This window comes from Arthrobacter sp. CP30 (genome assembly GCF_053470025.1).
The window spans coordinates 214,027-240,759 of the sequence record NZ_JBQEMM010000001.1 but is presented as its reverse complement, the minus strand read 5'-3'; the positions used below and the strand labels follow the sequence as shown (position 1 = coordinate 240,759).

Annotated in this window: 28 protein-coding genes and 1 riboswitch; of the genes, 16 read left to right on the top strand and 12 right to left on the bottom strand. The window is 70.1% G+C overall.

Going from position 1 to position 26,733, the window contains the following annotated elements:
- Nucleotides 1-75 precede the first annotated feature (75 nt).
- Both ACTIMO_RS01120 and ACTIMO_RS01115 read left to right on the top strand, forming a co-directional pair.
- On the top strand, nt 76-1,239 hold the full coding sequence (locus tag ACTIMO_RS01120) for a glycoside hydrolase family 26 protein (protein WP_448181196.1): 1,164 nt from the start codon (nt 76-78) through the stop codon (nt 1,237-1,239).
- Nucleotides 1,240-1,346: 107 nt separating this feature from the next.
- On the top strand, nt 1,347-2,030 hold the full coding sequence (locus tag ACTIMO_RS01115; protein WP_448181477.1) for a YqjF family protein: 684 nt from the start codon (nt 1,347-1,349) through the stop codon (nt 2,028-2,030).
- Between the two features lie 218 nt (nt 2,031-2,248).
- Here ACTIMO_RS01115 and ACTIMO_RS01110 read toward each other — a convergent pair whose 3' ends face one another.
- From ACTIMO_RS01110 to ACTIMO_RS01100, 3 genes are all read right to left on the bottom strand, one after another.
- The gene (locus ACTIMO_RS01110; protein WP_422390714.1) at nt 2,249-2,953 is read right to left on the bottom strand and encodes an SDR family oxidoreductase; all 705 of its coding nucleotides are present in this window, start codon (nt 2,951-2,953) and stop codon (nt 2,249-2,251) included.
- Nucleotides 2,954-3,081: 128 nt separating this feature from the next.
- A complete protein-coding gene (locus ACTIMO_RS01105) occupies nt 3,082-3,945 on the bottom strand; it encodes an aldo/keto reductase (RefSeq protein ID WP_448181195.1) in 864 nt (287 codons plus the stop codon).
- A gap of 77 nt (nt 3,946-4,022) precedes the next feature.
- Entirely contained in the window at nt 4,023-5,141 is a 1,119-nt protein-coding gene (locus ACTIMO_RS01100; RefSeq protein ID WP_448181476.1) for an alcohol dehydrogenase catalytic domain-containing protein, read from the bottom strand.
- Between the two features lie 134 nt (nt 5,142-5,275).
- Here ACTIMO_RS01100 and ACTIMO_RS01095 point away from each other — a divergent pair, with 134 nt between their 5' ends.
- The gene (locus tag ACTIMO_RS01095) at nt 5,276-6,472 is read left to right on the top strand and encodes a TerC family protein (RefSeq protein WP_448181194.1); all 1,197 of its coding nucleotides are present in this window, start codon (nt 5,276-5,278) and stop codon (nt 6,470-6,472) included.
- Nucleotides 6,473-6,474: 2 nt separating this feature from the next.
- On the opposite strand, the gene ACTIMO_RS01090 is transcribed toward ACTIMO_RS01095, so the two are convergent.
- Entirely contained in the window at nt 6,475-7,065 is a 591-nt protein-coding gene (locus ACTIMO_RS01090; RefSeq protein ID WP_448181193.1) for a hypothetical protein, read from the bottom strand.
- Between the two features lie 263 nt (nt 7,066-7,328).
- Here ACTIMO_RS01090 and ACTIMO_RS01085 point away from each other — a divergent pair, with 263 nt between their 5' ends.
- Nucleotides 7,329-8,126: a GAF domain-containing protein gene (locus ACTIMO_RS01085; protein WP_448181192.1), complete on the top strand. Its 798-nt coding sequence runs from the start codon at nt 7,329-7,331 to the stop codon at nt 8,124-8,126.
- Nucleotides 8,127-8,163: 37 nt separating this feature from the next.
- On the opposite strand, the gene ACTIMO_RS01080 is transcribed toward ACTIMO_RS01085, so the two are convergent.
- From ACTIMO_RS01080 to ACTIMO_RS01070, 3 genes are all read right to left on the bottom strand, one after another.
- On the bottom strand, nt 8,164-8,478 hold the full coding sequence (locus ACTIMO_RS01080) for a DMT family transporter (protein WP_448181191.1): 315 nt from the start codon (nt 8,476-8,478) through the stop codon (nt 8,164-8,166).
- A gap of 10 nt (nt 8,479-8,488) precedes the next feature.
- Nucleotides 8,489-8,547: riboswitch (guanidine-III (ykkC-III) riboswitch) on the bottom strand.
- Nucleotides 8,548-8,600: 53 nt separating this feature from the next.
- Nucleotides 8,601-10,238 carry an ABC-F family ATP-binding cassette domain-containing protein gene (locus ACTIMO_RS01075; protein WP_448181190.1) on the bottom strand — a complete coding sequence of 546 codons (1,638 nt, stop codon included), beginning with the start codon at nt 10,236-10,238 and terminating at the stop codon, nt 8,601-8,603.
- A 203-nt stretch (nt 10,239-10,441) separates the two neighbouring features.
- Nucleotides 10,442-10,675 (bottom strand): hypothetical protein, encoded by a 234-nt coding sequence (locus ACTIMO_RS01070; RefSeq protein ID WP_055767023.1) that lies wholly within the window; start codon nt 10,673-10,675, stop codon nt 10,442-10,444.
- Between the two features lie 189 nt (nt 10,676-10,864).
- Here ACTIMO_RS01070 and ACTIMO_RS01065 point away from each other — a divergent pair, with 189 nt between their 5' ends.
- The 6 genes from ACTIMO_RS01065 (at nt 10,865) to ACTIMO_RS01040 (ending at nt 17,467) form a co-directional block, all read left to right on the top strand.
- Nucleotides 10,865-12,184 (top strand): M20 family metallopeptidase, encoded by a 1,320-nt coding sequence (locus ACTIMO_RS01065; protein WP_448181189.1) that lies wholly within the window; start codon nt 10,865-10,867, stop codon nt 12,182-12,184.
- A gap of 55 nt (nt 12,185-12,239) precedes the next feature.
- Nucleotides 12,240-13,808, top strand: coding sequence for an AbgT family transporter (locus tag ACTIMO_RS01060; protein WP_448181188.1), 1,569 nt, complete (start codon nt 12,240-12,242; stop codon nt 13,806-13,808).
- A 107-nt stretch (nt 13,809-13,915) separates the two neighbouring features.
- Nucleotides 13,916-14,863 carry an ATP-grasp domain-containing protein gene (locus ACTIMO_RS01055; RefSeq protein WP_055767032.1) on the top strand — a complete coding sequence of 316 codons (948 nt, stop codon included), beginning with the start codon at nt 13,916-13,918 and terminating at the stop codon, nt 14,861-14,863.
- 134 nt (nt 14,864-14,997) lie between these two features.
- Complete coding sequence (locus ACTIMO_RS01050; RefSeq protein WP_448181187.1) at nt 14,998-15,858, top strand: phosphatidylinositol-specific phospholipase C/glycerophosphodiester phosphodiesterase family protein; 861 nt, start codon at nt 14,998-15,000, stop codon at nt 15,856-15,858.
- Between the two features lie 194 nt (nt 15,859-16,052).
- Nucleotides 16,053-17,075 (top strand): NADPH:quinone reductase, encoded by a 1,023-nt coding sequence (locus ACTIMO_RS01045; RefSeq protein ID WP_448181186.1) that lies wholly within the window; start codon nt 16,053-16,055, stop codon nt 17,073-17,075.
- Between the two features lie 8 nt (nt 17,076-17,083).
- Nucleotides 17,084-17,467, top strand: coding sequence for a YchJ family protein (locus tag ACTIMO_RS01040; RefSeq protein ID WP_422390705.1), 384 nt, complete (start codon nt 17,084-17,086; stop codon nt 17,465-17,467).
- Nucleotides 17,468-17,766: 299 nt separating this feature from the next.
- Here the strand turns inward: ACTIMO_RS01040 and ACTIMO_RS01035 are convergent, their stop codons facing one another.
- On the bottom strand, nt 17,767-18,960 hold the full coding sequence (locus ACTIMO_RS01035; protein ID WP_235498646.1) for a M14 family zinc carboxypeptidase: 1,194 nt from the start codon (nt 18,958-18,960) through the stop codon (nt 17,767-17,769).
- Nucleotides 18,961-19,180: 220 nt separating this feature from the next.
- Here ACTIMO_RS01035 and ACTIMO_RS01030 point away from each other — a divergent pair, with 220 nt between their 5' ends.
- The 3 genes from ACTIMO_RS01030 (at nt 19,181) to ACTIMO_RS01020 (ending at nt 21,177) form a co-directional block, all read left to right on the top strand.
- A complete protein-coding gene (locus tag ACTIMO_RS01030) occupies nt 19,181-19,603 on the top strand; it encodes a ChaB family protein (RefSeq protein ID WP_448181185.1) in 423 nt (140 codons plus the stop codon).
- A gap of 112 nt (nt 19,604-19,715) precedes the next feature.
- On the top strand, nt 19,716-20,771 hold the full coding sequence (locus ACTIMO_RS01025; RefSeq protein WP_448181184.1) for an iron-siderophore ABC transporter substrate-binding protein: 1,056 nt from the start codon (nt 19,716-19,718) through the stop codon (nt 20,769-20,771).
- Nucleotides 20,772-20,850: 79 nt separating this feature from the next.
- The gene (locus ACTIMO_RS01020; protein WP_157365729.1) at nt 20,851-21,177 is read left to right on the top strand and encodes a PRC-barrel domain-containing protein; all 327 of its coding nucleotides are present in this window, start codon (nt 20,851-20,853) and stop codon (nt 21,175-21,177) included.
- A 101-nt stretch (nt 21,178-21,278) separates the two neighbouring features.
- Here ACTIMO_RS01020 and ACTIMO_RS01015 read toward each other — a convergent pair whose 3' ends face one another.
- The gene (locus ACTIMO_RS01015; protein ID WP_055769106.1) at nt 21,279-21,545 is read right to left on the bottom strand and encodes a DUF6480 family protein; all 267 of its coding nucleotides are present in this window, start codon (nt 21,543-21,545) and stop codon (nt 21,279-21,281) included.
- 138 nt (nt 21,546-21,683) lie between these two features.
- Entirely contained in the window at nt 21,684-22,082 is a 399-nt protein-coding gene (locus ACTIMO_RS01010) for a hypothetical protein (RefSeq protein ID WP_055767049.1), read from the bottom strand.
- 101 nt (nt 22,083-22,183) lie between these two features.
- On the opposite strand from ACTIMO_RS01010, the gene ACTIMO_RS01005 reads away from it, so the two are divergent.
- Complete coding sequence (locus ACTIMO_RS01005) at nt 22,184-23,164, top strand: bile acid:sodium symporter family protein (protein ID WP_448181183.1); 981 nt, start codon at nt 22,184-22,186, stop codon at nt 23,162-23,164.
- A gap of 33 nt (nt 23,165-23,197) precedes the next feature.
- On the opposite strand, the gene ACTIMO_RS01000 is transcribed toward ACTIMO_RS01005, so the two are convergent.
- The gene (locus tag ACTIMO_RS01000) at nt 23,198-23,482 is read right to left on the bottom strand and encodes a hypothetical protein (RefSeq protein WP_448181182.1); all 285 of its coding nucleotides are present in this window, start codon (nt 23,480-23,482) and stop codon (nt 23,198-23,200) included.
- A 201-nt stretch (nt 23,483-23,683) separates the two neighbouring features.
- Here ACTIMO_RS01000 and ACTIMO_RS00995 point away from each other — a divergent pair, with 201 nt between their 5' ends.
- Nucleotides 23,684-24,322: a GNAT family N-acetyltransferase gene (locus tag ACTIMO_RS00995; RefSeq protein WP_448181181.1), complete on the top strand. Its 639-nt coding sequence runs from the start codon at nt 23,684-23,686 to the stop codon at nt 24,320-24,322.
- Nucleotides 24,323-24,409: 87 nt separating this feature from the next.
- On the opposite strand, the gene ACTIMO_RS00990 is transcribed toward ACTIMO_RS00995, so the two are convergent.
- A complete protein-coding gene (locus tag ACTIMO_RS00990) occupies nt 24,410-25,780 on the bottom strand; it encodes a dihydrolipoyl dehydrogenase family protein (protein WP_448181180.1) in 1,371 nt (456 codons plus the stop codon).
- Between the two features lie 150 nt (nt 25,781-25,930).
- Here ACTIMO_RS00990 and ACTIMO_RS00985 point away from each other — a divergent pair, with 150 nt between their 5' ends.
- Nucleotides 25,931-26,692: a DUF7793 family protein gene (locus ACTIMO_RS00985; protein ID WP_448181179.1), complete on the top strand. Its 762-nt coding sequence runs from the start codon at nt 25,931-25,933 to the stop codon at nt 26,690-26,692.
- Nucleotides 26,693-26,733 lie beyond the last annotated feature (41 nt).

Below are 26,733 nucleotides of genomic sequence, written 5' to 3'. Positions count from 1 at the left end.
TTCCGCCGCCCGGCGATCCTGCCGTCGCAGGGGCGCCGGGACGGGGGCGCAGGTGCTCCGTTGTAGATTGGCCGGGTGGTCTCAACCCTCGCGCGCGTGCTCACCGCACTGCTCCTCCTGTCCCTCTGCGCCTGCAACATCAACCCCACGGCCAGGCCGTGCCCGCCCATCGAGGGACGTGACCTCGCACCGGAGGTGGGCACCCTTATGGGCGTGAACCTCGAGTGGGGCAAGGAGACACTCGCCGAGTACGCCGGGAAGCTGGGGGGCCGGCCCGCCGTCGCCGTGTCCTTCGCCGACTTCCCCTTCGCCGCCGAGGATCGGGCCCTCATCGCCGCGGCGGCAGAACAGCTGCGTCAGGAGGGCGGCACACTCCTGCTGACCCTCGAGCCGCAGCAGGGTCTCGCGGCCGTGACGGCGGAGCGTGCCGACGAGCTCGCCGCGATGCTGGCGGGCTTCAACACCAGCGGTGTGCCGGTGATCGTGCGTTTCGCCCACGAGATGAATGGCTCGTGGTACCCGTGGGGGCAGCAGCCCGCCGAGTACATCGACGCGTTCCGCCGGGTGTCGGACGCCGTCCACGGCCGGGCTCCGGGCTCGGCGATGATGTGGGCTCCGAACTATGCCGGCGGCTACCCGTTCGCGGGCGGCGCCCACGAGGCGCGTCCCGGCACGGCCGGCTTCGCCGCTCTCGACACCACGGGCGACGGCGTGATCACGAGTGACGACGACCCCTACGCGCCCTACTATCCCGGCGACGACGCCGTCGACTGGGTGGGCATGTCCCTGTACCACTGGGGGAGCACCTACCCCTGGGGCGAGAGCGAGATGCCCGAGGAGGGCAAGTTCGTGGAGCAGCTCACCGGCGCCTACGACGGGAAGAACGGGGACAATTCGATGCTCCCCGACTTCTACGCCGACTACGGGGTGCGGCACGGCAAGCCCGTCGCCATCCCCGAGACCGCGGCCCTCGTCACGGACGGGATCGGCGACCTGCGGACCCTCAACATCAAGCGCGCCTGGTGGGAGCAGGTCTTCGACCCGGCGGTGCAGGAGCGGTTCCCGCACCTGAAGATGGTGAACTGGTTCGAATGGAACAAGGTGGAGCCCGAGGTGGGCTCCGCGGTGGACTGGACCGTCGTCGAGGACGCAGCGGTCCGTGCCGAATTCACCGGGGCGATGCCCGAGTGGTACCGCTTCGCGGAAGAGCCCGACGACTGCGGGGAGCAGATCTCATGACCGGTGGATCAAAGGACGACGCCGCGCGATCAGGCGGAGCGGCACAGCCCGGTGGCGGGCCGCAGGACGACTGGCCGCTCGCGCCCGCGCTGCCCCTGCCGGTCATCATGGACCAGTTCTGGGCGGACGCCGTGTTCCTACACTGGCGCGTCGCCGCGGCCGAGGTGGCGCGGTACATGCCGCCCGGCGTGGCGCCGGACGAGGTGGACGGCTCGTCGTGGGTGGGACTCATCGGTTTCCGGATGATCGGTGCGGGGCTGGGCCGGGGCCTGCCGGTCCCGTACGTCGGTTCGTTCACCGAGATCAACGTCCGGCTCTACTCGCGCGGCCCGGACGGCACGCGCGGGGTGGTGTTCGTGACCCTCGACGCGTCGCGGCTGGCCGTGGTCCTCGCCGCCCGGGCCGGCGGCATCCCGTACGTCTGGTCGAGATGCTCGCCCGTCCGGCGCGGGAGCGGCGACGGGCGGGAGTACGGGTACGACGTCGCCCGCTTCCGACGGCAGGCCGAGTCCCGCTTCGCCGTCCGGCCGGACGTGGCACGGACGGCGGTGGACCGCCTGTCCCTCGAGCTGACGGCGCGCTTCGGCCTGCACAGCACCCTGGCCGGCCGCACGCTGTACATCCCCAACACGCACACGCCCTGGCCGCTCCACCCCGCGACGCTCACGGAGCTCGACGACGGATTGCTGGGAGCCGCGGGGATCCGCGTCCAGGGTCCGCCGGATTCGGTGCTCTTCTCGCCCGGCGTGCAGACGCAGTTCGGCAGGCCGCGCGTCGTGCCCGCCGCCTGACCTCACCCTCGGTCGCCGTCGATCTGATGCCTCCTCCTGCCCGGGTGGCCGTGGAAAGGGCAGCCGCCCAGGGCGTGGAGGACGAGGACGGTCATCGACCGGACGCGAACCTGCATGCGATCACGGCACCGCCCACGCGCGGATTCCCCGATGTTGTCCCGCGCCCGCAGGAGGAGGAAGGACGGCGACCGGACGCGGGTAGCCGGCGGGGGGAGGCGTCAGCCGCCCTCGAGCGTGATGCCCGACGGGCGGATGCTCAGCGTCTCGATGGTCGATTCGGGTGTGGCGTCGACGGCGAGCCGCACCGCTTTCGCGACCTGGCCGGGCTGGATCCAGGCCTCGGGACGGTAGTCCTTGCCCTCCCAGGCATGCAGCTCCTCCTGCATGTCCGTGGCGACGCGGCCGGGATGGATGGAACTCACCCGCACGCCGTGCGCCCGCTCCTCGTCGCGCAGCGCGTCGGTGAGGGCACGCAGCGCGAACTTCGTGCCGCTGTACACCGAGGAACCTGCGCCGGAGGAATAGCCCGACCCGCTGTTGATCGCGATCACCTGGCCGCGCGCGCTGCGCAGCGCCGGCAGGAGCGCGCGCGTCAGCGATGCCACCGCGAACACGTTCACCTCGAAGCTCTCGCGCCAGGCGTCGTCGGACAGGTCGGCGACGGAACCCATCCTGAGCACGCCCGCGGAGTGCACGAGGACGTCCAGCCGGGGGATGCCCGCCACGGCGGCGGCCACCTGACCGGCGTCGCGCAGCTCTGCCGCGAACGGTTCGGCGGACGGGAACGACGACGAGAGCTCGGCGAGCGCGGAGAGGTCGCGGCCGCCGAGCAGGAGGTGGTGCGTGGAGCCGAGCTCGTCGGCGATGGCGCGGCCGATGCCGCGGGAGGCGCCGGTGATGAGGGCGACGGGGTGGGGGGACATGCTGCCACCCTAGCAACGCCGGCAGGACACGCGGACTGCCGACCGGTGCAGAGCGCGGACGGCCAGTACGGGAACGCCCTTCCCGCCGAGGGAGGGGAGGGCGTTCCCGGGTGCCGCGTGTCGGCTGGTCAGAGGGCCGCGGAGAGCGCCTGGATCTCCTCGTCGGAGAGCTGGAGCTCGGCGGCCTTCGCCGAGTCGATGATGCTTTCCGGCCGCGAGGCGCCCGGGATGGGGATGACGGTCGGCGAGAGGGCCAGCTCCCAGGCCAGGCAGACCTGCTGGGGGCTTACCCCGTGCTTGTCCGCGGCCTCCTGGAACGGCGCGAAGGTCTCACCGAGCCCACCGGCCTTCTGGATGCCACCGAGGGGGCTCCACGGGAGGAAGGCGATCCCGTTCTCGCCGCAGTAGCGCAGCTCGTCCTCGCTGGAGCGGAAGGCGGGGGAGAACTGGTTCTGCACGGAGACGAGGCGGCCGTCGAGGATCTGGTTCGCCTTCCGGATCTGGTCCACCGTGGCATTGGAGATGCCGGCCATGCGGATCACGCCGTCGTCCAGCAGGTCCTTGAGGGCACCGATGGAATCCTCGTAGGGCACCTCGGTGTCCGGGCGGTGGAACTGGTAGAGGTCGATCGCGTCGCCGCCGAGCCTCGCCAGGGATGCCTTCGCGGCCTCCTTGAGGTAGTCCGGGTGGCCGTTCTGCGTCCACGAGCCATCACCGGGCCGCAGGTGCCCGCCCTTGGTCGCGACCAGCACGTCCGTTGCGCCCGACCCGAAGCTCGAGAGCGCCTTCGCGATGAGGGACTCGTTGTGGCCCACCTCGTCCGCGTCGCGGTGGTAGGCATCCGCGGTGTCGATCAGGGTCACGCCGGCCTCGAGGGCGGCGTGGATGGTGCGGATGGAACGGTCCTCGTCGGGACGACCCTCGATGGACATGGGCATGCCGCCCAGGCCGACTGCGCTGACGCTGGTACCGCCGAGTGTGCGTTGCTGCATTGTCGTTCTCCTTTGGATAGACGTGCTGCCCTCATGGTAAGCACGCTTCAGGAATTGGTGCCAATGACAACAAAGCCTCAGTCGACGGTGAAGATCCGCCGCACCACCCGGCCCTCGGCGAGGGCGTCGAGGCTCTCGTTGAGGTCGGCCAGGGGTCGGGTGTCGGTGTGCAAAAGTTCGACGGGGAGCTTCCCGCTCCGCCAGAGGTCGAGGTAGGCGGGAATGTCCCGCTCGGGCACGGCGTCCCCCATGTAGGAGCCGAGCAGCCGCCGGCCCATACCGGCGAACTGCAGGGCCTGGGTCGAGATCGCCTGATCGGGGTGGGGCAGTCCGACGGAGACGAGCGCGCCGCCGCGGGCGAGCAGCTGGAGCCCCGACTCCAGCACGCGGGCGCTGCCCACGGCCTCGATGACGACGTCGGCCCCGCCGTCCGTCGCCTGCCGCACGAGGTCCGCGGCGTCCTCCGGACCACCAGCGTGCTGCGCGCCGCACCGGAGACCGAGCTCCTGCTTGGACTGCAGGGGATCGATCGCGATCACGGTGGTGCCCGCGATCTGCGCGGCGGCCATGACCGCCATCAGGCCCACGGCGCCCAGGCCGAACACGACCACGGACTGTCCCGCGGCCACCTCCGCCGTGTTGAGGACGGCGCCGATGCCCGTGAGCGCCGCGCAGCCGAACATCGCGGCGATGTCGAACGGCACGTCGTCGTCGATCACCACCAGTGATTCCCGGGCCACGACGGCGTAGTCGGCGAAGGCGGAGACGCCGAGGTGGTGGTTGATGCGCTCTCCGTCGGCGGTGGCCAGGACGGCCGGACCGTGCAGCAGGTCACCACTGCCGTTGGCCTCGGCGCCGCGGTAGCAGAGCGCCGGCCGCCCGGCGGAACAGGCGCGGCAGGAGCCGCAGGCGGGTACGAAGACGAGGACCACGTGGTCCCCGGGCCGGACGTCGTCGACGCCGTCGCCCACGCTCTCCACGACGCCGGTCGCCTCGTGACCGAGGGCCATCGGCAGGGGGCGGACCCTGGACCCGTTGATCACCGAGAGGTCCGAGTGGCAGAGGCTGGCCCGGGCGATCCGCACGCGGACCTCACCCGCACGGGGTGCGGGCACGGGAACCAGGTCCAGTGCGAGGGGCTTGCTCCGTGCATACGGGGCAGGCAGTTCGGCGGTACGCAGTACCGCGGCGCGCATCATCGGGCTCATGGCATCCCCTCGTCATAAAGGTACGGACTGCGCCAGTCTAGGGGGAGGCCAGTACCGTTACGATCACGACCGGGGGCGGACCGTACCGGCTCGCCGCCGGCATCTTCTGAGGAGCCTGCATCATGGAAGTACCGTTCTACGTCTGGACCGCCACGGTGATCGGCATCGTGGGACTGCTGCTCTTCGACTTCTTCTTCCACGTCCGCAAGGCGCACACGCCGACCCTCCGCGAGTCCGCCATCTGGTCCTCCATCTATGTGGGGATCGCTCTGGTCTTCGGCATCGGCGTCCTCCTGTTCGGCGGACCGACCATGGGCACCGAGTACTTCGCCGGCTACGTCACGGAGAAGGCGCTCTCCGTGGACAACCTGTTCGTCTTCCTCATCATCATGTCCAGCTTCAAGGTGCCACGGGCGGACCAGCAGAAGGTGCTGCTCTTCGGCATCGTCTTCTCGCTGATCGCGCGGACCGGGTTCATTTTCCTCGGCGCCGCCCTCATCAACAGCTTCGCCTGGGTCTTCTACATCTTCGGGCTGATCCTGCTCATCACCGCCGGCAACCTGCTGAAGCCGGGCGGGCACGACGACGACGGCGACAGCCTGGTGATCCGGCTCGCCAAGCGCTTCCTCCCGGCGTCGGAGCACTACGACGGCGACAAGCTGTTCACCATGGAGAACGGCAAGCGCGTCCTCACGCCGATGCTCCTCGTGATGGTGGCCATCGGCGCGACCGACATCCTGTTCGCCCTCGACTCCATCCCCGCGATCTTCGGCCTCACCCAGAACACGTTCATCGTGTTCACGGCCACGGCCTTCTCCCTCATGGGGCTGCGGCAGCTGTTCTTCCTCATCGACGGGCTGCTCGACCGCCTCATCTACCTCTCCTACGGACTGGCCGTCATCCTCGGCTTCATCGGCGTGAAGCTCATCCTGCACGCGCTGCACGAGAACAACCTCCCCTTCATCAACAACGGCGAGCACGTGGAGGTCGTGGAGATCAGCACGGGCCTGTCGCTGAGCGTGATCCTCGGGGTCCTCGTCGTGACCGTGCTGGCCTCGGTGCTGAGCCCCAAGGGCCGGGCGAAGAACGCGATCTCCGGAGCCAAACGGCACGCTGCCGAGTACCTGGACCTCACCTACGAGACGGATATCAGCGAGCGCGAGAAGATCTACGCGCGGCTGTGCGCCGAGGAGCGGGAGCTCAGGACCCTGCCCGAGAAGTTCAAGCGGCTCATCCGGAACGAGACCGAGTTCATGGAGATGATCCGGAAGGCGCACGCCGAGCACGACGTCGCGCTGGAGCGCGAACCGGGACGGTAGGGCTAGCGCCGCTCGCGCGAGATGATCCGGCCGATCACGCCGCTGTCGAGGATCTCGCCGAGCAGCTCGAGGGGCGCGCCGGGCGGCAGGGGGACGCCCGGGCGGCCCCTGAGGGGGCGGACGTCGAGGCCCGTCAGGAAGAGCGAGCCGAAGGTGTCGGGCGAGTGCGGACCCACGAGGTCGTCCACGGGGACGCGGAAGGGCCCTTCGTCGAGTCGGCCTGCGTCCTCGCCCTCCGTGCCCGGTCCGACGCCGGGCAGGATGCAGCCCGGCAGGGTGTCCTCGAACAGGCCGTCGTCGAGCATCGCATCATGGAGGACGACGTCGGCAACCGTGCGGTCCGTGACGGCTGTCGAGGAGTAGGGGGCGCGGCAGAGGGCCGCCTCGTCGGCGGGGCAGGCGTCGTCGATGAGTTCGTTGACGGCCTGCGACACGAGATCCGCGTCGTCGTCGTCGAGGGTGTACACGCCGTACAGGTAGGCGTCGAACTCGAAGTAGTCGGTCCAGCCGCCCATGTTGCAGTAGTGCATCCAGGTCTCGTAGGTGGAGAGCCCGGCGAACTCCATGGCCGTCAGGGTGTCGTCATTCTGCATCGTGGTCAGCTCCTCGTCGCGGCCCCCAGCTGAGCCTCGACCGATCCTCGCAACCGCACGTCAACTGAAGCGGTCGCTGACGCTCAGTTTTGGCGCAAGCTCGCGGCAGTACCTCAAGGCAGCCCGTCGAAACCCCCGCAAGACTCCGGAGGGGGACACATCCGCCGGCCCTGCCGCGTCGAATCATGCTCACCGGGGCCGTGGCGTGTGTCACTCCGGCCGACCGCGCGTCCACCGGGACGCTGACGAGAACGGGACCGAACGTGAAAGCAGTCACGCAGCAGTGGTTGACCCGGCAGGTGCTGGCGGACGTCGGCGCGGACCCCTTCGAGGCGTGGGTCGTGTACGTCGGTCTCGGTGGGTCCGCCGACGGCGTCGTGGTGGACGGGTACCTCAACGGCCTGCTGACCGCCCGGCCCGAGGACCGCGACCTCATCGCCCGCGCCGTCAACGTCCTCGCCGAGGAGACGCCCGGTACCGGGACCCGGGCGCCGTCGGGGAGGCAGCCGGCATGGGCTGACCGGGAGGAGCCTTTTGCCTCCTGGAGCACCTGCGGCATCTCGCCCGCGGACCTGATCGCACCCCTGGTCAGCGCGCGCCGCGCCGAACTCCTGCGCCTCGAATCGCTCGAGCGGACCGGTCTCCTCCGCTGCGTCGGCGAGGACCAGGTGGACGCCATCACGGCGGAGGCGGCGCGCCGCTTCCCCGGCTGCTCGTCCTCGCTGGCCCTGATCACCCGGGACCGGCAGGTCATCACCTCGATCTCCGGGACCATCGGGACGGACGGCCCGCGGGAGACATCCTTCTGCCACCGCACGGTCGGGGATGCCCAGCCCTTCGTCGTCACCGATGCCGCCCTGGATCCGCGGGTCTCGTCGAACCCCCTCGTGACCGGAGGACCACGCATCCGCTTCTATGCCGGATACCCGGTGCTCGGCCCGGGGGGCTGGCGGATCGGGTCGCTGTGCGTGGTGTCGGACACACCGCGTGGGTTCTCTCCGGCGGATGCGCGGACGCTGGAGCTCCTCGCGGCCTCGCTGCAGGGACTGATCGGGGTCTAGCCGCCCCGCGGTCGCGCCACGCGTCGGGCGGACGGTGTCAGTGGGACAGCTTCAGCCCGACGACGCCGCCCACGATCATCAGGACGAACACGATCTTCAGGAGGGACGCGGGCTCGGCGCCCGTGGCCATGGCATAGACGACGGTCAGCGACGCCCCGATCCCCACCCAGACCGCGTAGGCGGTACCGATGGGCAGCGAGCGCATCGCGTAGGCCAGGCCCGCCATGCTCGCGATGATCGCGACGGCGAAGACGAGGCTCGGCACGAGTCTGCTGAAGCCCTCCGACCTGCCGAGGGCTGTTGCCCAGACAGCTTCAAGGATTCCGGAGATGATGAGGACGAGCCAGGCCATGATGAACTCCCACGCGCCGTCTTGTCGCACTCCGGGTACGGCGCCCTCGTCCGGGGGGCCGGTCGTCCCTGCCCCGGTCCCCATGGTGTCACGATCGTGTCGTGCGCGGCGAAGGCGCCGACTCAGTCGACCGTGACCCTGCCCGCGTCGACCTGCCAGCGGCCGTCGAGCCGGACGTTCTCGAGCAGGCGCCGATCGTGCGTGACGAGCAGGAGGGCGCCGGTGTAGGACTCGAGGGCGTCCTCCAGCTGTTCGATCGCGGGGAGGTCGAGATGGTTGGTCGGTTCGTCGAGGACGAGGAGGTTCACGCCGCGGGCCTGCAGGAGCGCCAGCCCGGCACGGGTCCGTTCCCCCGGGGAGAGGGATCCGACGGCGGCGCGCACCTGGTCCGCCTTCAGGCCGAACTTCGCGAGCAGCGTCCGCACCTCGCCCTGCGTCATCTCCGGGACGAGCGCTTCGAAGGCCTCGCCGAGCGGCAGGGTCTCGTCGAGCTGCCCGCGGGCCTGGTCGATCTCCCCGATGGCGACGCTCGAGCCGAGGGCCGAGCCGCCGTCGTCCGGCTCCTGGTGGCCGAGGAGGAGGCGCAGGAGGGTGGACTTCCCGGCGCCGTTCGGCCCGGTGATCCCGATGCGCTCGCCGGCGTTCACCTGGAGTGACACCGGGCCGAGCGTGAAGGACCCCAGCGTCGCCGAGGCGTTGTTCAGGGTTGCCACGACCGAGCTGGAGCGCGCTGCGGACCCGATGGTGAACTGCAGCTGCCACTCCTTGCGCGGCTCCTCGACCTCCTCCATCCGGGCGATCCGCGACTCCATCTGCCGGACCTTCTGCGCCTGCTTCTCGGAGGACTCGACGCTCGCCTTCCTGCGGATCTTGTCATTGTCCGGGCTCTTCTTCATCGCGTTGCGGACTCCCTGCGAGCTCCATTCCCGCTGCGTCCGCGCACGTCCCACGAGGTCCTGTTTCTTGTCCGCGTACTCCTCGTAGGCCTCGCGGGCATGGCGCCGAGCGACGGCGCGTTCCTCGAGAAAGGCGTCGTACCCGCCGTCGTACACGGCCACCCTGTTCTGCGCCAGGTCCAGTTCGACGACGGTGGTCACGCAGCGGGCGAGGAACTCGCGGTCGTGGGACACGAGGACGACGCCGCCGCGCAGGTTCTGGATGAAGGACTCGAGGCGCTCGAGGCCCGCGAGGTCGAGGTCGTTGGTGGGCTCGTCGAGCAGCACGATGTCGAAGCGGCTCAGGAGCAGGGCCGCGAGGGCCACGCGGGCCAGTTGTCCGCCGGAGAGCGCCGTCGTGGGGGTGGCAGGGTCGATCGCTCCGGCGACATCGGCCAGCACGGACGGCATGCGGTCCTCGAGGTCCACGGCGCCGGAGGACATCCAGTGGTCGAGGGCGGCCGCATAGGCGTCGTCCGCTCCCCTGGCCCCGCTCCCGAGGGCGGCCGCGGCATCCTCCATGGCGAGGGTCGCCGCCGTCGTCCCCGTACGGCGGCCGATGTACCCGGCCACGGTCTCGCCGTCGAGCCGCTCGTGCTCCTGCGGGAGCCAGCCGACGAAGGCATCGGGAGGCGTGGTGCGGACCGTTCCGGCGATCGGGGTGTCGGCGCCGGCGAGCAGCCGCAGGAGGGTCGTCTTCCCGGCGCCATTGGCCCCCACCACGCCCACCACGTCCCCGGGCGCGACGGTGAGGTCGAGCTTCGAGAAGAGGGTGCGGTGGGCGTGTCCCCCGGACAGGTCCTTCGCCACGAGGGTTGCAGTCATGGTCCCAGTCTAGGAGGGGAACATGGCCGGGACCGGTCCTCCGACCCCATCCGGCGTAGTCTTCGGGCACCGCTCCGCGCCCGAAGACCGGGACGCAGGCCGGGCTGCGTCGGCACCGGCGACATCGCGGTGGGCGGAGCCACGATGCCTCGGGCGTCGTCCACGCGAGCTACCGGGTCCTGCGCTGATGTCGTCCACGGCCGTCAGGCGGTGACCCGCCAGATGCTGTAGTCATCGAGGTGGAGGATGGCCCGGTGGCCGGCCAGGGTGTCGCGGACCCACACCACGCCGAGCCCGGGTGCCGAGTCCTCGACGCAGCCGCGGTAGTGGACCTCGCCCCTCCGGCGCGCTTCGACCACGGTGCCCGCGGTCACCGAACCCAGGTCGAGGATCCGGGACGTTGCGGTTGCGGTGGCGGGGGTGGCGACGACGGACATCGGGTGCTCCTCAGGATTCGGGATGTGCGGTCCGCCGGCTCGTGCTGCGGCCGGCGACCCCTTCATGATTCGGGAGCGGTGTTGCCGGGATATTTCGGGCAGATTATGTTTCGGGACGCCGGCCGGGATGTTACTCCGGAGGTCCCGCGGGGTCTGCACAGCAGGCTGATCGTTGCCTAAGCTACTCGAATGAGCCACCCCACCGACCCGGACCGGGCCTACCTCCGAGCCATCGACGAACGCACGCGGACCCTCCTCGCGGAGGCCACGCCGGACCCCTCGCCGTTCGACGGGGCGCCGGCCGCCCTGGCCGACGACGTCGAGCGCGGGGTCGAGGGCGTGGCAGGGCGCCTGCGGCACGTGGTCCAGCACCTGCACGCCCACCCCGAGACGGCGTTCAGGGAGCACGCCGGCGCGACGCTGCTGCACCAGGAGCTCACCCGGCACGGCCTCGACGCCCGCCTCGGCGTGCACGGGGTCGAGACCTCGGTGCGGGCGGAGATCGGCAGCGCTGAGCGGGGGCCCACCATCGCGGTCCTCGCCGAGTACGACGCCCTCCCGGAGATCGGCCACGCCTGCGGCCACAACGTGATCGCCGCGGCCGGACTCGGCGCGTTCCTCGCTCTGGCATCGGTGGCGGACCGGTTGCCCGGCCGCGTCGTGTTCCTCGGCACCCCGGCCGAGGAGGGACATTCCGGCAAGGAGGTCATGGCGCGCCACGGAGCCTTCGACGACGTCGACGCCGCGATCATGGTGCACCCCTACGGCTACGACCTCGCCGACCAGGTGTGGCTCGGACGCCGCCTGCTCACCATCACCTTCACGGGGGTGGAGGCCCACGCATCCGCGCAGCCCTTCATGGGGCGCAACGCGCTCGACGCCGCGAACCTCGCGTACCAGGGCATCGGCCTGCTGCGGCAGCAGCTGCCGCCGTCGGACCGGGTGCACACCAACCTCACCGAGGGCGGGCAGAGCCCGAACATCATCCCCGGCCGTGCGGTGCTGAAGCTCTACGCGCGGTCCCAGCAGCCGGCCACGCTGAGGGACCTCAGCGTGCGCCTCGAGGACGTGGCCCGCGGCGCCGCGCTGATGACCGGCACGGGCGTGGAGCTGCAGTGGGACGAGCATCCGCCGTCGCTCCCCATCCGCACCAACACCGCGCTGACCGGTCGCTGGGTGGCCGCCCAGCAGCGGCGGGGGCGGGCACCGCTCCCGCTCGGTGTCGTCTCGGAGACCCTTGCCGCTTCCACCGACTTCGGGAACGTGAGCTACCGCGTCCCGGGGATCCATCCCCTCATCCGCATCGCCGAACCGGCCACGGCGCTGCACACGCGCGCCTTCGCCGAGGCGGCCCGCAGCGCGGCGGCGGAGCAGGGGGCGCTGGACGGCGCCGTCGGGCTCGCCCTGACGGCCCTCGACTACCTGACCGATCCGCTGCTCCGTGCCGCGGTCCACGAGGAGTTCGAGGACCAGGGCGGCGCGATCGACGTGCCGTCCTACTTCGCCTGACCAGCGCCGACCAGCAGCATCGCCCATCCGCAGCACCCACCGCCAAGGAGAACGCATGTCATCCACTGCAGCAGCCCGTCCCGGGCTGGGCGACCGCTTCCTGACCGGCGTCGAGCGGGTCGGCAACAAGCTGCCCGATCCGTTCATGCTGTTCCTCATCCTGTTCGCGATCACGGCCGTGGTCACCACGGGCATGGCCCTCGCGAACGTGACCGTCCAGGTGCCCGGCGCCGAGGAGGCCACGGTCATCAGGGGGCTCTTCACGGGTGAGGGACTGACCTGGCTGACGGAGAACATCGGGGCCAACTACCTGGGCTTCCCTCCGCTCGCCACGGTGCTGCCCATCCTGCTCGCCGTGGGCGTCGCGGAGAAGTCCGGGCTCCTCGGCGCGCTCATCCGGCGGGTCTTCGGGTCCGCTCCCCGCTGGGCGCTGCCCTACGCCGTCGGTTTCGTGGGCGTGGTGGGCTCGGTCATGTCCGACTCCGCTTTCGTCATCATCCCGCCCCTGGCCGCCCTCGTGTTCAAGGCTGCGGGGCGCCACCCGGTGGCGGGACTGCTCGGCGGCTTCGCGGCCGCGGGCGCGGGCTACTCCACCAACCTGCTGGTCACGAGCCTCGACGCACTGTTCGCCGGGATCACGACGGCCGTCACCGAGAACCTGCCGAACGCGGGCGCCCCGGTCACGCCGCTGTCCAACTACTACTTCAACATCGCCTCTTCGCTGGTGCTGATCCTCATCGCCGGGTTCATCATCGACAGGGTGCTCGAGCCGCGCCTGGCCCGGCAGGACGTCCCCGTGGACGAGGTCGTCGAGGACGGGGAGCACGCCTCCGCGCCCGTGGCGCTCACGGCCGGGCTCGAGCCGGTCGAGGCACGCGCCCTGCGCTGGTCCGTGATCGTGGGCGCCGTCGTCGCGCTCGTGATCCTCGTGGCCGTGATCATCCCCGACTCGCCGTGGCGCAACGAGACCGGCGGATTCCTGCCGCGCTCGCCGCTGCTCAGCTCGATCGTCTTCATCGTGTTCCTGCTCTTCACCATCCCGGGCCTGGTGTACGGACGCGTCGTCGGGACCATCACCACGGGTCGCGACGTCCCGCGGGTCATGGGCGAAGCCATCAAGGACATGGCGGGCTTCCTGGTGCTGGCGTTCATCCTCGGTCAGTTCATCGCCCTCTTCAACTGGTCCGGCATCGGGTCCTGGATCGCGGTCGCGGGCGCGACGGGCCTGGAGACCATCGGCCTGACGGGGTATCCGGCGGTCCTCGCGTTCATCCTGCTCGCCTCCGTCCTGAACCTGTTCATCATCTCGGGCTCGTCCATGTGGACCCTGATGGCCTCGGTGTTCGTGCCGCTGTTCGCGCTCCTCGGCTACGAGCCGGCCTTCATCCAGGGGGCGTTCCGCGTGGGTGACTCGGCCACGCAGGTCATCACGCCGCTGAACCCCTACATGATCGTGTTGCTCACCATGCTGCGGAAGTACGAGCCGAACGCCGGGCTCGGCACCTTGATGGCCAGGATGCTGCCCTTCGTGGTGCCGTTCTGGCTGGCCTGGGTGGCCATCCTCACCGTGTTCTTCTATCTCGACCTGCCCATAGGCCCGGGGAACGACATCTTCATCGACTAGCCGGGGAGAGGCCGCCCTGGCCGGGCCCGGGTCCGGCCAGGGCGGAATAGGTGCCCGGGAGCACGGGTTATGCGGGGCGAGCCTGTCCCACGACGAAAGGACGATCCGTGACCACGGTCTACGCCCTGCACGAGAACCCCGAGTGGTTCCCGCCCTTCGCGCGCGCCTTCGAAGCCGAGGGGGTGGAGGTGGTCGAGTGGCTGCTCACGGACGGTGTGCTGGATCTGGACGCGGTCCCCCCGGAGGGCATCTTCTGGTCCCGGATCAGCGCTTCCGCACACACCCGCGACCACGGTCTGTCGAAGGACTACGCGCGCTCCGTGCTGTCGTGGCTGGAGGCGCACGGCCGCCGGACGGTCAACGGGCGCCGCGTCCTCGAGCTCGAGATGAGCAAGGTCGACCAGCTCACCGCGCTGAGGGCCGCCGGTATCGACACGCCGCGCACCGTGGCCGCCGTCGGTCGTGAGCGCATCGTGGAGGCGGCGCAGGGCTTCGACCCGCCGTTCATCGTCAAGCACAACCAGGGCGGGAAGGGTCTCGGGGTCCGGAAGTTCGAGTCCCATGACGAGCTCGCCGCCTACGTGGCGTCGGGCGAGTTCGAGGAGCCTGCCGATGGCATCACGCTCGTGCAGGAGTTCATCCAGGCCGCGGAGCCCTTCATCACCCGTGCGGAGATCGTCGGCGGCCGCTTCGTCTACGCCATCAAGGCCGACACGGCCCGCGGTGGCTTCCAGCTCTGCCCGGCAGACGCCTGCGCCCTCGACCCGGAGACCGGCAAGCCGATCATGCCGCCCGGGGCGACCATCGCCCCCGAGCCGGACCAGCAGCTCTTCAGTCTCCGCGAGGACTTCGACCATCCGGTGATCGCGCAGTTCGAGGAGTTCGCGCGGCGCAACCACCTGGAGGTGTGCGGCATCGAGTTCATCGAGACCGCCGACGGCCGGGTGCTGACCTACGACGTGAACACGAACACCAACTACAACGCAGCGGTCGAGGCGGTCGCTCCCGCCTCGGCTCCTCGCGAGCTGGTGCGGTACCTCAAGACCCTGGGCTGAGCAGTGGTCCCGCCGGTGGCGGCGTGGTTCCCGGTACCGCAGGTTCATCCGGCGGCCCACCGGCGTCGGTCTTCCGATCACCCGTGCTTCCTAGCGTGGGGAGTCACCGCACCCCACGAGGAAGCCGAAGGCCCATGCCGATCGCCCGTACCCTGCCCGTCCTGCTCGCCGCCACCGCCCTGGCCCTGCCCGCCGCACTCGCTACGCTGCCGGCGTCCGCCGCGCCCGCCCGCGACGACGTCGTCCTCGGGGACCCGCAGGCCGCCGCCCACGCGCACAACGACTACGAGCACGACTGTCCGCTGTACGACGCACTCGAGCACGGCTTCACCAGTGTCGAAGCCGATGTCCACCTCGTCGACGGGGAGCTGCTCGTGGCCCACGATGCCGAGGACGTGACCCCGGGTGTCACTCTGGAGAGCCTGTACCTCGACCCGCTGGACGAGCTCGTCCGCGGCAGGGCCGGCAGCGTCTACCCGGGGTGGGACGGCGAGTTCCAGCTCCTCGTGGACATCAAGGGCGACGCCGGGCAGACGTGGGCGGCCATCGAGGCGGAACTCGAGGAGCACCGCAGCATGCTCACGCGCTACGGCAACGGCACGGTCGAGCGGGGCGCGGTGAGTGTCGTCATCAGCGGTAACCGGCCGCTCGCGACCATGGCCGCGGACCGCCAGCGCCTCAGCTCCTACGACGGCCGGGCGACGGACCTCGGGGGTGCGCTCCCGTCGTCGCTCATGCCGCTGATCAGCTACAACTGGACCCAGCTGTTCACCTGGCGTGGGGTGGGCGAGATGCCCGTCGCCGAGCGTGCCGAGCTCGAGGCCTACGTCGCAGCAGCGCACCAGCAGGGTTCGCGCGTCCGCTTCTGGGCGACCCCCGACCTCCCCGGCGCCGCCCGCGACGCGATCTGGGCCGAGCTGGCCGACGCCGGCGTGGACCACATCACCACCGACGACCTCCCGGCTCTCGAGGCGTTCCTCGCCGCGCGCGGCTGACGCAGGGACCACTGACCCACGACGGCGCCCCTGCGGACCAGCGGAGGCGCCGTCGTCATGCCCGCGCGGGTTCCGGTGCCGGACGACTGTGCAGCCGTTCGTGCAGGCGCTTATCCAGGCGGACCGAGGCACCGTCGGGGTCGCGGGCGAATGCGGCGGGAATGCCGTGCAGACCTCCGTGGTTCGCTCTGACCATGAAGGCAATCGTCTACACCTCCCCAGGCCCCTCGTCCGTCCTCTCCGTCGTGGAGCGTGAGATCGCCGAGCCGGGCCCCGGGGAGGTACGGGTCCGTGTGGTCACGTCGGGCGTCAACCCGACCGACTGGAAGGCTCGTGCCGGCGGGACCATCGCGTTCCCCGAGGTGGTGCCGAACCAGGACGGCGCCGGTGTGGTCGACGCCGTGGGCGACGGCGCCGACGGGCACACGATCGGTGACCGCGTGTGGCTGTACCTGGCGGCTCACGGCCGACCGACCGGCACGGCCCAGGAGTTCTCCGTCGTGCCCGCCGAGCGTGCGGTCGTCCTGCCGGACGGCGTCGACCTCGGTCTCGCGGCGAGTCTGGGTGTACCCGCCATGACCGCGCACCGTGCGCTGACCGTCCACGAGCACGGCCCGTCCCGTCTCGCACCCGGCGCACTCGAGGGGCGCGTGATCCTCGTGCAGGGCGGCGCCGGGGCCGTCGGCCACGCGGCGATCCAGCTCGGCGTCTGGGCCGGGGCGACCGTCATCGCCACGGTCAGCAGCGACGCGAAGGCCGAGCTCGCCCGGGCCGCAGGGGCGCACCACGTGCTGCGCTACCCCGACGAGGCGCTCGCAGATCGCATCCGTGAGGTCGCGCCCGACGGCGTGGACCACGTCGTCGAGGTGTCCCCGGCGCAGAACGCGGCCCTCGACGTCGCGGTGATCGCCAACCACGGCAGCATCGCCTACTACGCGAACAACGGCGGGGACCACTTCTCCGCGCCGATCATCGAGAGCTTCGCGAAGAACGTCCGGTGGCAGGGCCTCCTGCTCTACACCGTGGGGCAGGATGCGCTCGACGCGGCAGCGGAGGACATCACCGCGGCCCTGCGGAGCGGTGCGCTGCCCGTCGGGGAGGATGCCGGGCTCCCCCTGACCTGGTTCCCGCTCGAGGAGACCGCCGCGGCCCACGACGCCGTGGAGGACGGGACCGTCGGCAAGGTCCTCGTCCGCGTGGCCGACGAGATCTCCTGAGACCCCCGGTGTCCGACGACTGCCCCTGCGGGTCCGCCGTGCCGTACGAGGAGTGCTGCGCACCGCTCCACCGGGGTGGTGCTGCCGGGACGGCGCTCGCCCTGATGCGGTCGAGGTACTCCGCGTTCGCCCTCGGGCTCGAGCAGTACCTGCTCGACTCCTGGCACGCGTCGACGCGGCCGCTCGGCATCGACCTCGACGGGGACACGGAATGGCGGCGCCTGCAGATCGTCGACACGACCCACGGCGGCCAGTCGGACGATGCGGGGTTCGTGGAGTACCGGGCGTCGTTCCGCAGCGGCGGGCAGCCGGGGCTGCTGGAGGAGCGCAGCAGGTTCATCCGGGTGGACGGGCGCTGGCTGTACGTCGACGGGGACGCGCAGTGGCGGTAGGGGATCGGACCAGGTAGTACGCCCGTCCTGTCCGACCCCTGGAGGTGCGAGATCGTCTCCACCGTCGATGAGCTTCGAGTCGGCGTCTGACGAGGCGCGGCACCGCGTCCGCGCTCCATCGCCGGCACCGTGTCCGCGCTCCATCGCCGGCACCGTGTCCGCGCTCCATCGCCGGCACCGTGTCCGGCAGGAGGGCCGGGAGCGGCTTGAAGGATGGCCATGGCCTGTGTGAGCAGCCGACGGCGCCCCTGCTCTCCGCGGGGGCGCCGTCGTCGCTCTCCTGATGAACCGAACTGGTGCTACGGCGTGACGGGGATGGTGCCCGCGTAGTCCGTGCTGTAGCCCGTGACCGGAGCGTGCGGGATCTCCTCCCACACCTCAGGATCGGTCTGCTGCACCTCGCCGTTCGCCAGCCCGGTGAGCAGCGTGCGCATGGCGAGGATGTTCTGCTGGATGCTCTTGCCGCGGGCCTTCTGGCCGAGCGAGCCGTCACTGGTGTTGCCGGAAGTCTCGAAGAACACCACAGGGTTGGAGTGACCCTCGGCGTTCAGGCCCTGGTAGTCCAGGCCCAGCATCATCGCCGAGACGACGCCGCCCTTGATGTCGATCTCGAGGCTGCCGCCCACCTGGTACCGGTCCATGGTGATGTAGCCGGCGCCCTTCAGTTCCTCGTAGACGTAGCCGTGCATCTGGCGGGTGAGGATGTCGTACGCGCCGCCCTCGAGCGTCGGCAACGTGGGTCCACCCGGCGCGAGCGAGATCCCGAGGGAGAGCGTGACGTCGTCGCCCGTGCCGTACTGCTGCTTGAGGCCCTGGTGGTGGATGTCGATGCCGTAGTCCGGGTCCACCATGGTCCAGTACTCGTAGAAGGCCAGCGACTCGCGGGCCTGGAACTTGTCCGCCACCCAGTCCCGGTTGAGGTCGACGATGAGGTCCCGACCGTTCGCGTCCTTTCGCGGGGCATTCGCGGCGGTGTCCCAGAGGACGGTCTGCCGGATGTTCAGCTCACTTCCGTCCGGGTTGTACATCGGGATGAAATGGATGGTGAAGGCGTCGCGGATCTCCTCGTACTGCGGGGATCCGTTGGTCCCGAGGTCCTTCAGCAGGCTGAGGATGGCCTCGGCGCCGTACGGTTCGTTGCCGTGGATGCGACCCTGCACCCAGACGTCCCGAGGCCCGTCGCCCACGGTCGCCACGTACAGGTCCCTGCCCTGTTCGCTGGTGTTCACCGTGGTGCCCGCTTCGGCGAGGGTGAAGACGTCGACGCCGTAGCGGGAGGTCTTCTCGATCTTCTCGAGCTCCTTGATGGTGTCGGCATAGGTGAGGATGCTCGCGGTGCTGGTGCTGCCCTCGGGTGAGGGGAAGTTCCCCTTCGCCTGTGCCGGCCCGGAGGTCAGCAGCGGCAGGCTGACGAGGGCGGCGAGACCCAGTGCCAGAGCGCGGCTCCTGGATGTCCTGGGCTTGCCTGATGCGGTGGTGTCGCTCCTGATCACGAAATTCCTCCATTGGCGCGTGAGTGGATGCCGGTCGGGAAACACCGCACGCACCCCCTGTGCGGTTGGTCCTCCCCAATGACTGGTGCGCCCTACGGTACCGTTCCGGAGCGACGGTGCACAGGGTGCTGAGTATGCTCGAAGGAACACGGTGGTCGAGGGGCCGGTGCGGTCCCGCCCGTTCCCGCCGGAGCCGGCGTCGAAACGGAAGGAACCGGTCATGTCGCGTTTCACGAAGGACGGCAAGGTCAAGCCCGAGACCCTGCCCAGCACACTCCAGCGGTCCGAGCTCAAGGCCCAGGACACGTTCGCCGCCACCCTCGATGCGGCGGAGGACCAGTACGGGGACGGTGAGCGCGCCCGCCGTACGGCGTTCGCCTCCCTCAAGCACGGGTTCGAGAAGGTCGGGGACCACTGGGAGCAGAAGGACTCGAAGGGGCCGTCCGACGACCAGGCGGCAGGCGGTGGCGCTGACGCGCGGCCGACCGCGGGGGGAGTGGATGCGAACTCCTCGAAGAAGCACCTCTACGACCTCGCGAAGAAATTCGACGTCCCCGGCCGGTCGAGCATGACCAAGGCCGAACTCGTCGAGGCCCTGCAGCGCGCCAACGACCGTGAGACGCGCAAGGCCCGCGAGAGGTAGCCGCAGCCTATTACGCAACGAAAGCATTTCGTAATAGAGAAGACCTTAGGTTAGCCTTACTTCTATCCCGTCCCCACGGCCTCCAGCGAGGCCATAGAAGCCAAGGAGCCTCATGGCCCCCTCACGCCTGCGCGGCCTGATCGCCGCTGCCGCCGTCGCCGCCCTCTCCCTCTCCGCCTGCTCCACCGGCCCCGCCGACGGCGGTTCCACGGCCACCGGTGGCAGCAGCGCCTCGGCCGACGCGGGAGCCTTCCCCGTCACCATCGAGCACGCCTTCGGTGAGACCACGCTGAGCGAGAAGCCCGAGCGTGTGGCGACGGTCTCGTGGGTGAACGCGGACGTGTCCCTCGCCCTCGGTGTCGTGCCCGTCGGGATGCCGGCCGACTCCTACGGCGGCAACGAGAACCAGTCGACGCCGTGGAAGGACACGAAGCTGGAGGAGCTCGGCGCCGCGATCGGCACCGAGAGCGCCCCGGTCCAGTACTCCGAGACGGACGGGATCGCCTTCGACGACATCGCCGCGACCGATCCCGACGTCATCCTCGCTGCGTACTCGGGCCTGTCGCGGGAGGATTACGACACCCTGAGCAAGATCGCCCCGGTCGTCGCCTATCCCGAGGTCGCCTACGGCACCGCATGGCAGGACTCGACGCGGATCATCGGCGATGCCCTGGGCCTGTCCGACGACGCGGAGCAGCTCGTCACCGAGACGGAGCAGGCCATCGCCGACGCCGCCGCCGACTACCCGCAGCTCGAGGGCAAGACCTTCATCTACGGCACGCTGGCTCCGGCGACCGCCGATGCCGTGAGTGTCTACACGGCCAACGACAACCGGCCCCGCTTCCTGACCGAGCTCGGCATGGTCCAGGCGGACGTCGTCACGGAGAACACGAAGGGGTCCGAGGAGTTTTTCATCCCCTGGTCCGCCGAGCGGGCCAACGAACTGGACTCCGACATCTTCGTCACGTGGGTCCCTGACGAGGCCACCAAGGACGCCATCGCCACCGATCCGCTGCTCGGCCAGATCCCCGCGGTGCAGGACGGCGCGCTCGTGGCCGACAGCGACAACACGCTGACGCTGTCCGTCTCCGCGGCGAACCCGCTCAGCCTCGTGTGGGCACTGGACCGCTTCCTGCCGATGCTCGGCGAAGCCGCGGACAAGGCCTGACGGACTGTCCTGATTGCCCTCCGGCCGCATCTGGGCTGGAATGGGAAGCGAACCGATCCTCGTCCTCGAAGGGAAGCCGATGTCTCAGGCAGAAATCAACAAGCTCCAGGCCGCCGTGGCCTGGGACAGCAAGGGCAAGAAACTCGGCGATGTGAACGACGTGCATCTCGAGAAGGAATCAGGCATCCCCGCCTGGATCACCGTGTCGCTGGGCCTGCTGAACTCCCGCAAGCACTTCGTGCCGCTCGCGAACTCGCGCTTCGAGGGTGCTGATCTCCACCTCGCCTGGACGAAGAGCGAGATCACCGACGCCCCGAAGTCCGCGAACAGCATCGAGCTCTCACCTGCCGAGGAGACTGCGCTGATCGACTACTACCGTCTCCGTGACGAGGCGTCCGCGTCCTAGCACGCTTCCCGCCCACGCAGAAGCCCCCGTCCGCTTGTCGCAGAAGCCCCCGTCCGCTTGTCGGTGGACGGGAGCTTCTGCGTGCTCGACAGGAGTGCCGGCTAGAACATCTGGAAGATGCCGACGATGTTCCCGACGATGAACACGAGCACCAGGAGCACGACCAGCCCGATCACGCCGAGCCAGACCCCCTGAAGGCCTTTCGATGGCGTCTCCTCATCCGCATGGCCCTGCTGCCAGGTGGTGCTCGCCTCGGCGGGTGGCGTCTCTCCCGGCGGGACGCCACCTCCCGGCTCGAGGCCGGTGATGTTGTTGTCCAGCGGATCGGGGTTCCCTGCGTTCGAGGGATCGGGGCGCTTCTCGCTCATGCTGTCCTCCACGTGGTTGGCAGTACGGTTTCCACCCACCCTACGCCCGAAACGCTAAGTGTGCTTATCGATGATCGCGGTCCGACCCATGGGCGGGTCGGGCCTCCGCACGGGTCGCTGGACGAGGCGCCCGCTCGGCTACTGGCCGACGCCGGCCGTGCTGCCTCCGGTCGGGTCGAACCGCTGGCCCGCGGCGGAGTGGGCTGCGGCGTCGGAGGCGTCCTGCTCGTCCTCGTCGGAGCCCCCTGCCGCTCGGCCCGTCTCGCCCGTCTCGCCCGTGCTGTGGGACGGAGCAGCCGCCAGGGACCCCTGCTCGCGCGGCGTCCAGGACATCGTGATGTTCACGCCCTCCTCGGTGTCCTCGACGAAGAGGTGGAGGTCCTCGCCGACCAAAGCCTCGTGGTGGACCGGATCGCCCGCCTCCCGGGCCATCTCCGTGAGCCGGCAGATCGCCACCGCCATGGCCCGTCCCCAGTCGTGGGGATGCTTGCTCGTCGATTCCGCGGTCGCCGCGAATTTCCTGTCGGTCGTCGCCATCGTCTTCCCTGCTGTCAGTGAGGAACTAAGTACCCTTGGCTTCCAGGTGAGGCAACTTTAGCAGTGCGTCATACGGGCCGGCACGTGATATCCCCTTAAGCATGACCGGCACGACGAGAGCACCGCAGGCCGCCGAAGAACGCAGCGCACGGACGGCAGTGACGCTGTTCCCGCTCCTGATCCTCGCCGGCGGACTGGTGGCAGTGCTCACGCCGGACACCTTCACGGGGCTCGGCCCCCTGGTGAATCCGCTGCTCGGCGTCATCATGTTCGGCATGGGTCTGACGCTCAGGCCGGTCGACTTCGCCCTCATCGCCCGACGTCCCCTCCCCGTGGTGATCGGCGTCGTGGCCCAGTTCGTCATCATGCCGTCGATCGGCTGGCTGGTGTCGATGGCGCTCGGGCTGCCGCCGGCGTTGGCCGCGGGTGTCATCCTCGTGGGCTGCTGCCCGGGCGGGACCGCCTCCAACGTCGTCTCCTACCTCGCCCGCGGCGATGTGGCGTTGTCGGTGGCCATGACCTCGGTCTCGACGATCCTCGCGCCGCTGCTCACCCCGCTGCTCACCCTCTGGCTCGCGGGCCGGTACATGCCCGTCGATGCAGCAGGAATCGGCCTCTCCATCCTCCAGATCGTCCTGGTACCGGTGATCGTCGGACTCGCCGTCCGCTTCTTCCTGCCCCGGGTCGTCGAGCGGCTTCTTCCCGCCCTGCCGTGGATCTCCGTGGCGGCCATCACCCTGGTGGTGATCGCCGTGGTGTCCGGCAGCGCGTCGATCATCTTCTCCGCCGGGCTCCTGGTCCTCGCGGCCGTCATCCTGCACAACGGGCTCGGCCTCGCGCTCGGCTACGGGGCCGCACGGCTGTTCGGGCTCCCCACGCCCGCGAGAAGGACCACGGCCATCGAGGTCGGGATGCAGAACTCCGGGCTCGCCGCAGGGCTCGCCCGGACCTACCTGACCCCGGAGGCCGCCCTGCCGGCGGCGATCTTCTCGATCTGGCACAACGTCTCCGGAGCCGCGCTGGCCGCCTACTGGCGTCGGCGTGACGCGCGCGCAGCCATCGTCTCTGCCGATCCCGCCTGACGTCCGCCGCCCCTGTCGACCAGGAGGGCGTGGTCAGTCCGGGCTGCCGCCCACACTGACCAGCCGCCAACCGTCGCGGGCGGCGTCGAATGCGATGCCGAACTCCAGGACGGGCGAGGCCGGTCCGGTCTGGGCGGAGAAGTGCCATCCCGTCGTCGAAGCCGCTGCTGCGGCCACCGTCGCCGGCCGGCCGATCACCTGCCAGATCCCGCCGTGCCACCTCAGGGCCAGTGGCCGGCCCTGAGGGGTGAAGCGCACGGCTGCCGGCTCGTCGAGCCGCCTGTGCCCGTGGTGCACACCGATCACCTGTGCTGTCATCTGCTGTCCTCCGTTGGTGCGTCCGCTTTCCTGTGAATAATAGAACACGTCTTCTATTCCTCGGCAAGGAGTGACGCGCCCACGGGTCCTCGCCGGGGCTGTGTGATCACCGGTCGGCGGAAGTGGGGGTGGCACCGGCTAGTGTTCCTCACGCCACGGTCTAGCAGCAGGCTTCGGTTCCTGACCATCATCGGATTCCCCATGACAGAGCCCTCAACTGTTCCCGATGTCACCAGCACCACCGGTGGCACATCGCTCCACTCCGTCTCCGGTCTCAGCCACACCGACACCATCCCGGCGCCCGACCGCGGGATCTCCACCGACGTGCCTCTCACCAAGCGGGAGCGCGAAGCACAGTGGATGGGCGCGGCCCTGGAGACACCCGACCTCTCCGCGGTGCCCCTGGCCGACCTCCGCATCCTGGCCAACAGGATGTTCCGCATGCTCGATTCCGACCATCCGCCACTGCAGGCGGGCGAACGCTACGCGGCGGCGGTGGAGGAGATCGAGGAGCGCTCGCGCAGGATCGCAGCCCGTGGCGAGGCAGGCGGGATCCGCGAGGTGTTCAAGGACTCGGGATTCAACTCCCGCTTCGAGCTCTACTTCGACGGCTCCCTCGCCGCCTACATCCGCTACTCGATGCTCGGCGGCCAGCTCACGCTGCGCGCACTGGTCGAGAAGCCCGGCTTCGAGGGCCGGGGCCTCGGGCCGGTGCTCATGCGCCACGCGATGCTCAACGCGCACAAGCGTCGGCTGAGCGTCGTGGCGGGGTGCCCTTCCGCGCAGGCGTTCGTCGAGCAGAATCCGCAGTACCGGACCCTTGCCCGGATGCCGCGCTAGCGCTCACGGACTCGTCCGGGGAACGATCCCTCGCCGGCTGCAGACCGGCCGGCCGCTGACCATGGGGGTCCGCGTGACCAAAAGCCGTCAGCCGCGGAGTGCAGCCCGTGCGGCGTGGCCGATCACCGCGCTGTACGTCGGGTAGGCGAACTTCACGCGGGCGAGCGTCGCGAGATCGGTTCCACCTGCCATGGCGGAGGCGACGGCCGTGATGACCTCGACGGCGTTCTCGCCGACCGCGTGCGCGCCCAGGATCAGTTCGCGCCGACGATCGACCACCAGTTTTAGGAAGCCCTGCTCCCGGTCGTCGATGATGGGACGCTCCACCACGGCGTAGGGCACCGTCACGGCGTGGCACTCGGCATCACGCTCGCGGGCCTTGGCCTCCGTGAGGCCTACACCCGCGTAGTCCGGATCGGTGAAGCCGCCTTCGGGCAGGAGGTGGTGGGGTGTGGTCCGCGTGGCACCGAGGACGGCGTTCTCCGCGGCCGTCTCGCCCTCGAAGACCGCGGCCTGCACGAGCATGCTGCTGCCGTTCGCGTCGCCCGCGACGAAGATGTGGGGCACGTTGGACCGCAGGTAGCCATCCACCGGGACGAAGGAGCGCGCGGTCTGCACGCCCGCCGCCTCCAGTCCGAGTCCCGGCAGGTTGGCCGGCCAGCCGGCGGCCATGATGACGGCGTCGACGTCGCGTGACTGCTGTTCGCCGTCGCGCTTCCAGGTCAGGGTGAGGTGCGCGCCGTGCCGGCTGATGCTGTCGATACCGTCGATGCCCGTCTCCACCTGCACCCCTTTGCCGGTGAAGCTGGCGGTGACCGCCGCAGCGACGTCCTCGTCCTCCGTCATGAGGATGCGCGGAGCGAGGTCGAGCAGGAGGACGTCGGATCCCATGGCGTCGAAGATGGTGGTCATCTGCGCGCCGGTGTGGCCGCCGCCGATGATGGCCACCGAGCCGGGGAGGCTCTCCAGGTCCAGGACCTCGTGCGGCAGGACGGCGAGTTCGGCGCCCTCGATGGGCAGCCGGCGCCCGCTGCCGCCGATGCACAGGATGATCGAGGCCGCCGTGACCTCCCGGCCGTCGACGAGGACGGCGTGCTCGCCGGTGAGTTCGGCGTCGCCCTCGATGAGCTCGATGTTGAGGCGCTCCATCGTGGGGCCGTACCCCTTGGCCTCGAGGACCCGGGCGACCGTGGCCCGCACGCGCTGCACGGTCTTGTCCCAGTCCACCGAGGGTTCGTCCACGACGATCCCGTAGTCGTAGGCCGTCCGCACCTCGCGGAACAGGCGGGCGGTCTTCGCCAGGACGCGGGTGGGGACGCATCCCGAGTTCACGCACGTACCGCCCAGAGCGGACCGTTCGACGACGGCGGTGCGCGCCCCGAGTTCGGCGGCGCGGGTGGAAGCGGCCATACCGGCGGGTCCACCACCGATCACGAGGACATCGAACGTGTACTCCATGGAACAGCTCCTTCGGTCCGTGCACGGGTCGCTGCCCCCATCCTCCACCGGATTCCGGCCGGGTCACAACGCGCCGCCGGATCCCGCGGGGAGTGTCGCCCACGGGCGGCTGCCCCTAGGATCGAAGCCTAGGATCGACGAAGGACGTGCATGACGGGGGACGCTGGGGAGCAGTCTCGATTCACCCTGACCGACGAGGGCGCCGTGCTGCGCCTGGCCTGGGCCGCAGGGGTCACCATCGAGGCCGACGACGTCCATGCGACCATGGCCGCGGTGACGGCGGCCTCGCCACAGGGCAGGAGGCCGCTGCTGGTCCTGATCGGCCTCGTCGAGGCCATCACGCTGGAGGCACGGCACCTCCTGATCGAGGACACGTGCTCGCTGCGCACGGGCGTGGTCGGCGTGGACGAGGTGGGCAAGGTCCTCACGGCGTTCAACTACCGGTCCGTCACCCCCAGCAGGTACTTCACGAACGAGCCGGACGCGCTGGCCTGGCTGACCGGCCATGCCGACGTCGGCGAAGCCACCAGCCGTCCGGCGGAGGAGCCGGAGCCCTACCTCGCCCGGCTCGACGAGGGCGTGATCGTGGTGGAGTGGGACCGCGGCACCAGCGTGAGGACGTCCACGGCGGAGTCTCTGGTCACGGCTGTCGCGGCGCTCGCGCCCGAGGGGTGCACACCGATGCTCGCGCTGAACAACAACATGGTCTCGCTGACGCCCGGCGCCCTGGAGGTGTTCGCCCACCGGCTCGGCGTGGCAGCGCTCGCGATCGTCGGCGTCGAAGGAGACCGTGTGATCGCCGCCTACTACAAGCAGCTGCACAATCCGCCGTATCCCACGCGTTTCTTCCCGACGGCCGCAGAGGCGCGTGCGTGGTTGGCCCGCGGAGCGAGCCCTGCGCGGGGGGATTGACCACGATCCGTGCCGGTCGGGGACCGTGCCGGCCCGATCTC

Excerpts from the sequence above, each read along its gene's own strand:
- ACTIMO_RS01115 (WP_448181477.1), top strand. The coding sequence starts at position 1,347 with ATGGACCAGTTCTGGGCGGACGCCGTGTTCCTACACTGGCGCGTCGCC.
- ACTIMO_RS01110 (WP_422390714.1), bottom strand. The coding sequence starts at position 2,953 with ATGTCCCCCCACCCCGTCGCCCTCATCACCGGCGCCTCCCGCGGCATC.
- ACTIMO_RS01105 (WP_448181195.1), bottom strand. The coding sequence starts at position 3,945 with ATGCAGCAACGCACACTCGGCGGTACCAGCGTCAGCGCAGTCGGCCTG.
- ACTIMO_RS01100 (WP_448181476.1), bottom strand. The coding sequence starts at position 5,141 with ATGCGCGCCGCGGTACTGCGTACCGCCGAACTGCCTGCCCCGTATGCA.
- ACTIMO_RS01095 (WP_448181194.1), top strand. The coding sequence starts at position 5,276 with ATGGAAGTACCGTTCTACGTCTGGACCGCCACGGTGATCGGCATCGTG.
- ACTIMO_RS01090 (WP_448181193.1), bottom strand. The coding sequence starts at position 7,065 with ATGCAGAATGACGACACCCTGACGGCCATGGAGTTCGCCGGGCTCTCC.
- ACTIMO_RS01080 (WP_448181191.1), bottom strand. The coding sequence starts at position 8,478 with ATGGCCTGGCTCGTCCTCATCATCTCCGGAATCCTTGAAGCTGTCTGG.
- ACTIMO_RS01075 (WP_448181190.1), bottom strand. The coding sequence starts at position 10,238 with ATGACTGCAACCCTCGTGGCGAAGGACCTGTCCGGGGGACACGCCCAC.
- ACTIMO_RS01070 (WP_055767023.1), bottom strand. The coding sequence starts at position 10,675 with ATGTCCGTCGTCGCCACCCCCGCCACCGCAACCGCAACGTCCCGGATC.
- ACTIMO_RS01065 (WP_448181189.1), top strand. The coding sequence starts at position 10,865 with ATGAGCCACCCCACCGACCCGGACCGGGCCTACCTCCGAGCCATCGAC.
- ACTIMO_RS01060 (WP_448181188.1), top strand. The coding sequence starts at position 12,240 with ATGTCATCCACTGCAGCAGCCCGTCCCGGGCTGGGCGACCGCTTCCTG.
- ACTIMO_RS01050 (WP_448181187.1), top strand. The coding sequence starts at position 14,998 with ATGCCGATCGCCCGTACCCTGCCCGTCCTGCTCGCCGCCACCGCCCTG.
- ACTIMO_RS01045 (WP_448181186.1), top strand. The coding sequence starts at position 16,053 with ATGAAGGCAATCGTCTACACCTCCCCAGGCCCCTCGTCCGTCCTCTCC.
- ACTIMO_RS01030 (WP_448181185.1), top strand. The coding sequence starts at position 19,181 with ATGTCGCGTTTCACGAAGGACGGCAAGGTCAAGCCCGAGACCCTGCCC.
- ACTIMO_RS01025 (WP_448181184.1), top strand. The coding sequence starts at position 19,716 with ATGGCCCCCTCACGCCTGCGCGGCCTGATCGCCGCTGCCGCCGTCGCC.
- ACTIMO_RS01020 (WP_157365729.1), top strand. The coding sequence starts at position 20,851 with ATGTCTCAGGCAGAAATCAACAAGCTCCAGGCCGCCGTGGCCTGGGAC.
- ACTIMO_RS01015 (WP_055769106.1), bottom strand. The coding sequence starts at position 21,545 with ATGAGCGAGAAGCGCCCCGATCCCTCGAACGCAGGGAACCCCGATCCG.
- ACTIMO_RS01010 (WP_055767049.1), bottom strand. The coding sequence starts at position 22,082 with ATGGCGACGACCGACAGGAAATTCGCGGCGACCGCGGAATCGACGAGC.
- ACTIMO_RS01005 (WP_448181183.1), top strand. The coding sequence starts at position 22,184 with ATGACCGGCACGACGAGAGCACCGCAGGCCGCCGAAGAACGCAGCGCA.
- ACTIMO_RS01000 (WP_448181182.1), bottom strand. The coding sequence starts at position 23,482 with ATGACAGCACAGGTGATCGGTGTGCACCACGGGCACAGGCGGCTCGAC.
- ACTIMO_RS00995 (WP_448181181.1), top strand. The coding sequence starts at position 23,684 with ATGACAGAGCCCTCAACTGTTCCCGATGTCACCAGCACCACCGGTGGC.
- ACTIMO_RS00990 (WP_448181180.1), bottom strand. The coding sequence starts at position 25,780 with ATGGAGTACACGTTCGATGTCCTCGTGATCGGTGGTGGACCCGCCGGT.
- ACTIMO_RS00985 (WP_448181179.1), top strand. The coding sequence starts at position 25,931 with ATGACGGGGGACGCTGGGGAGCAGTCTCGATTCACCCTGACCGACGAG.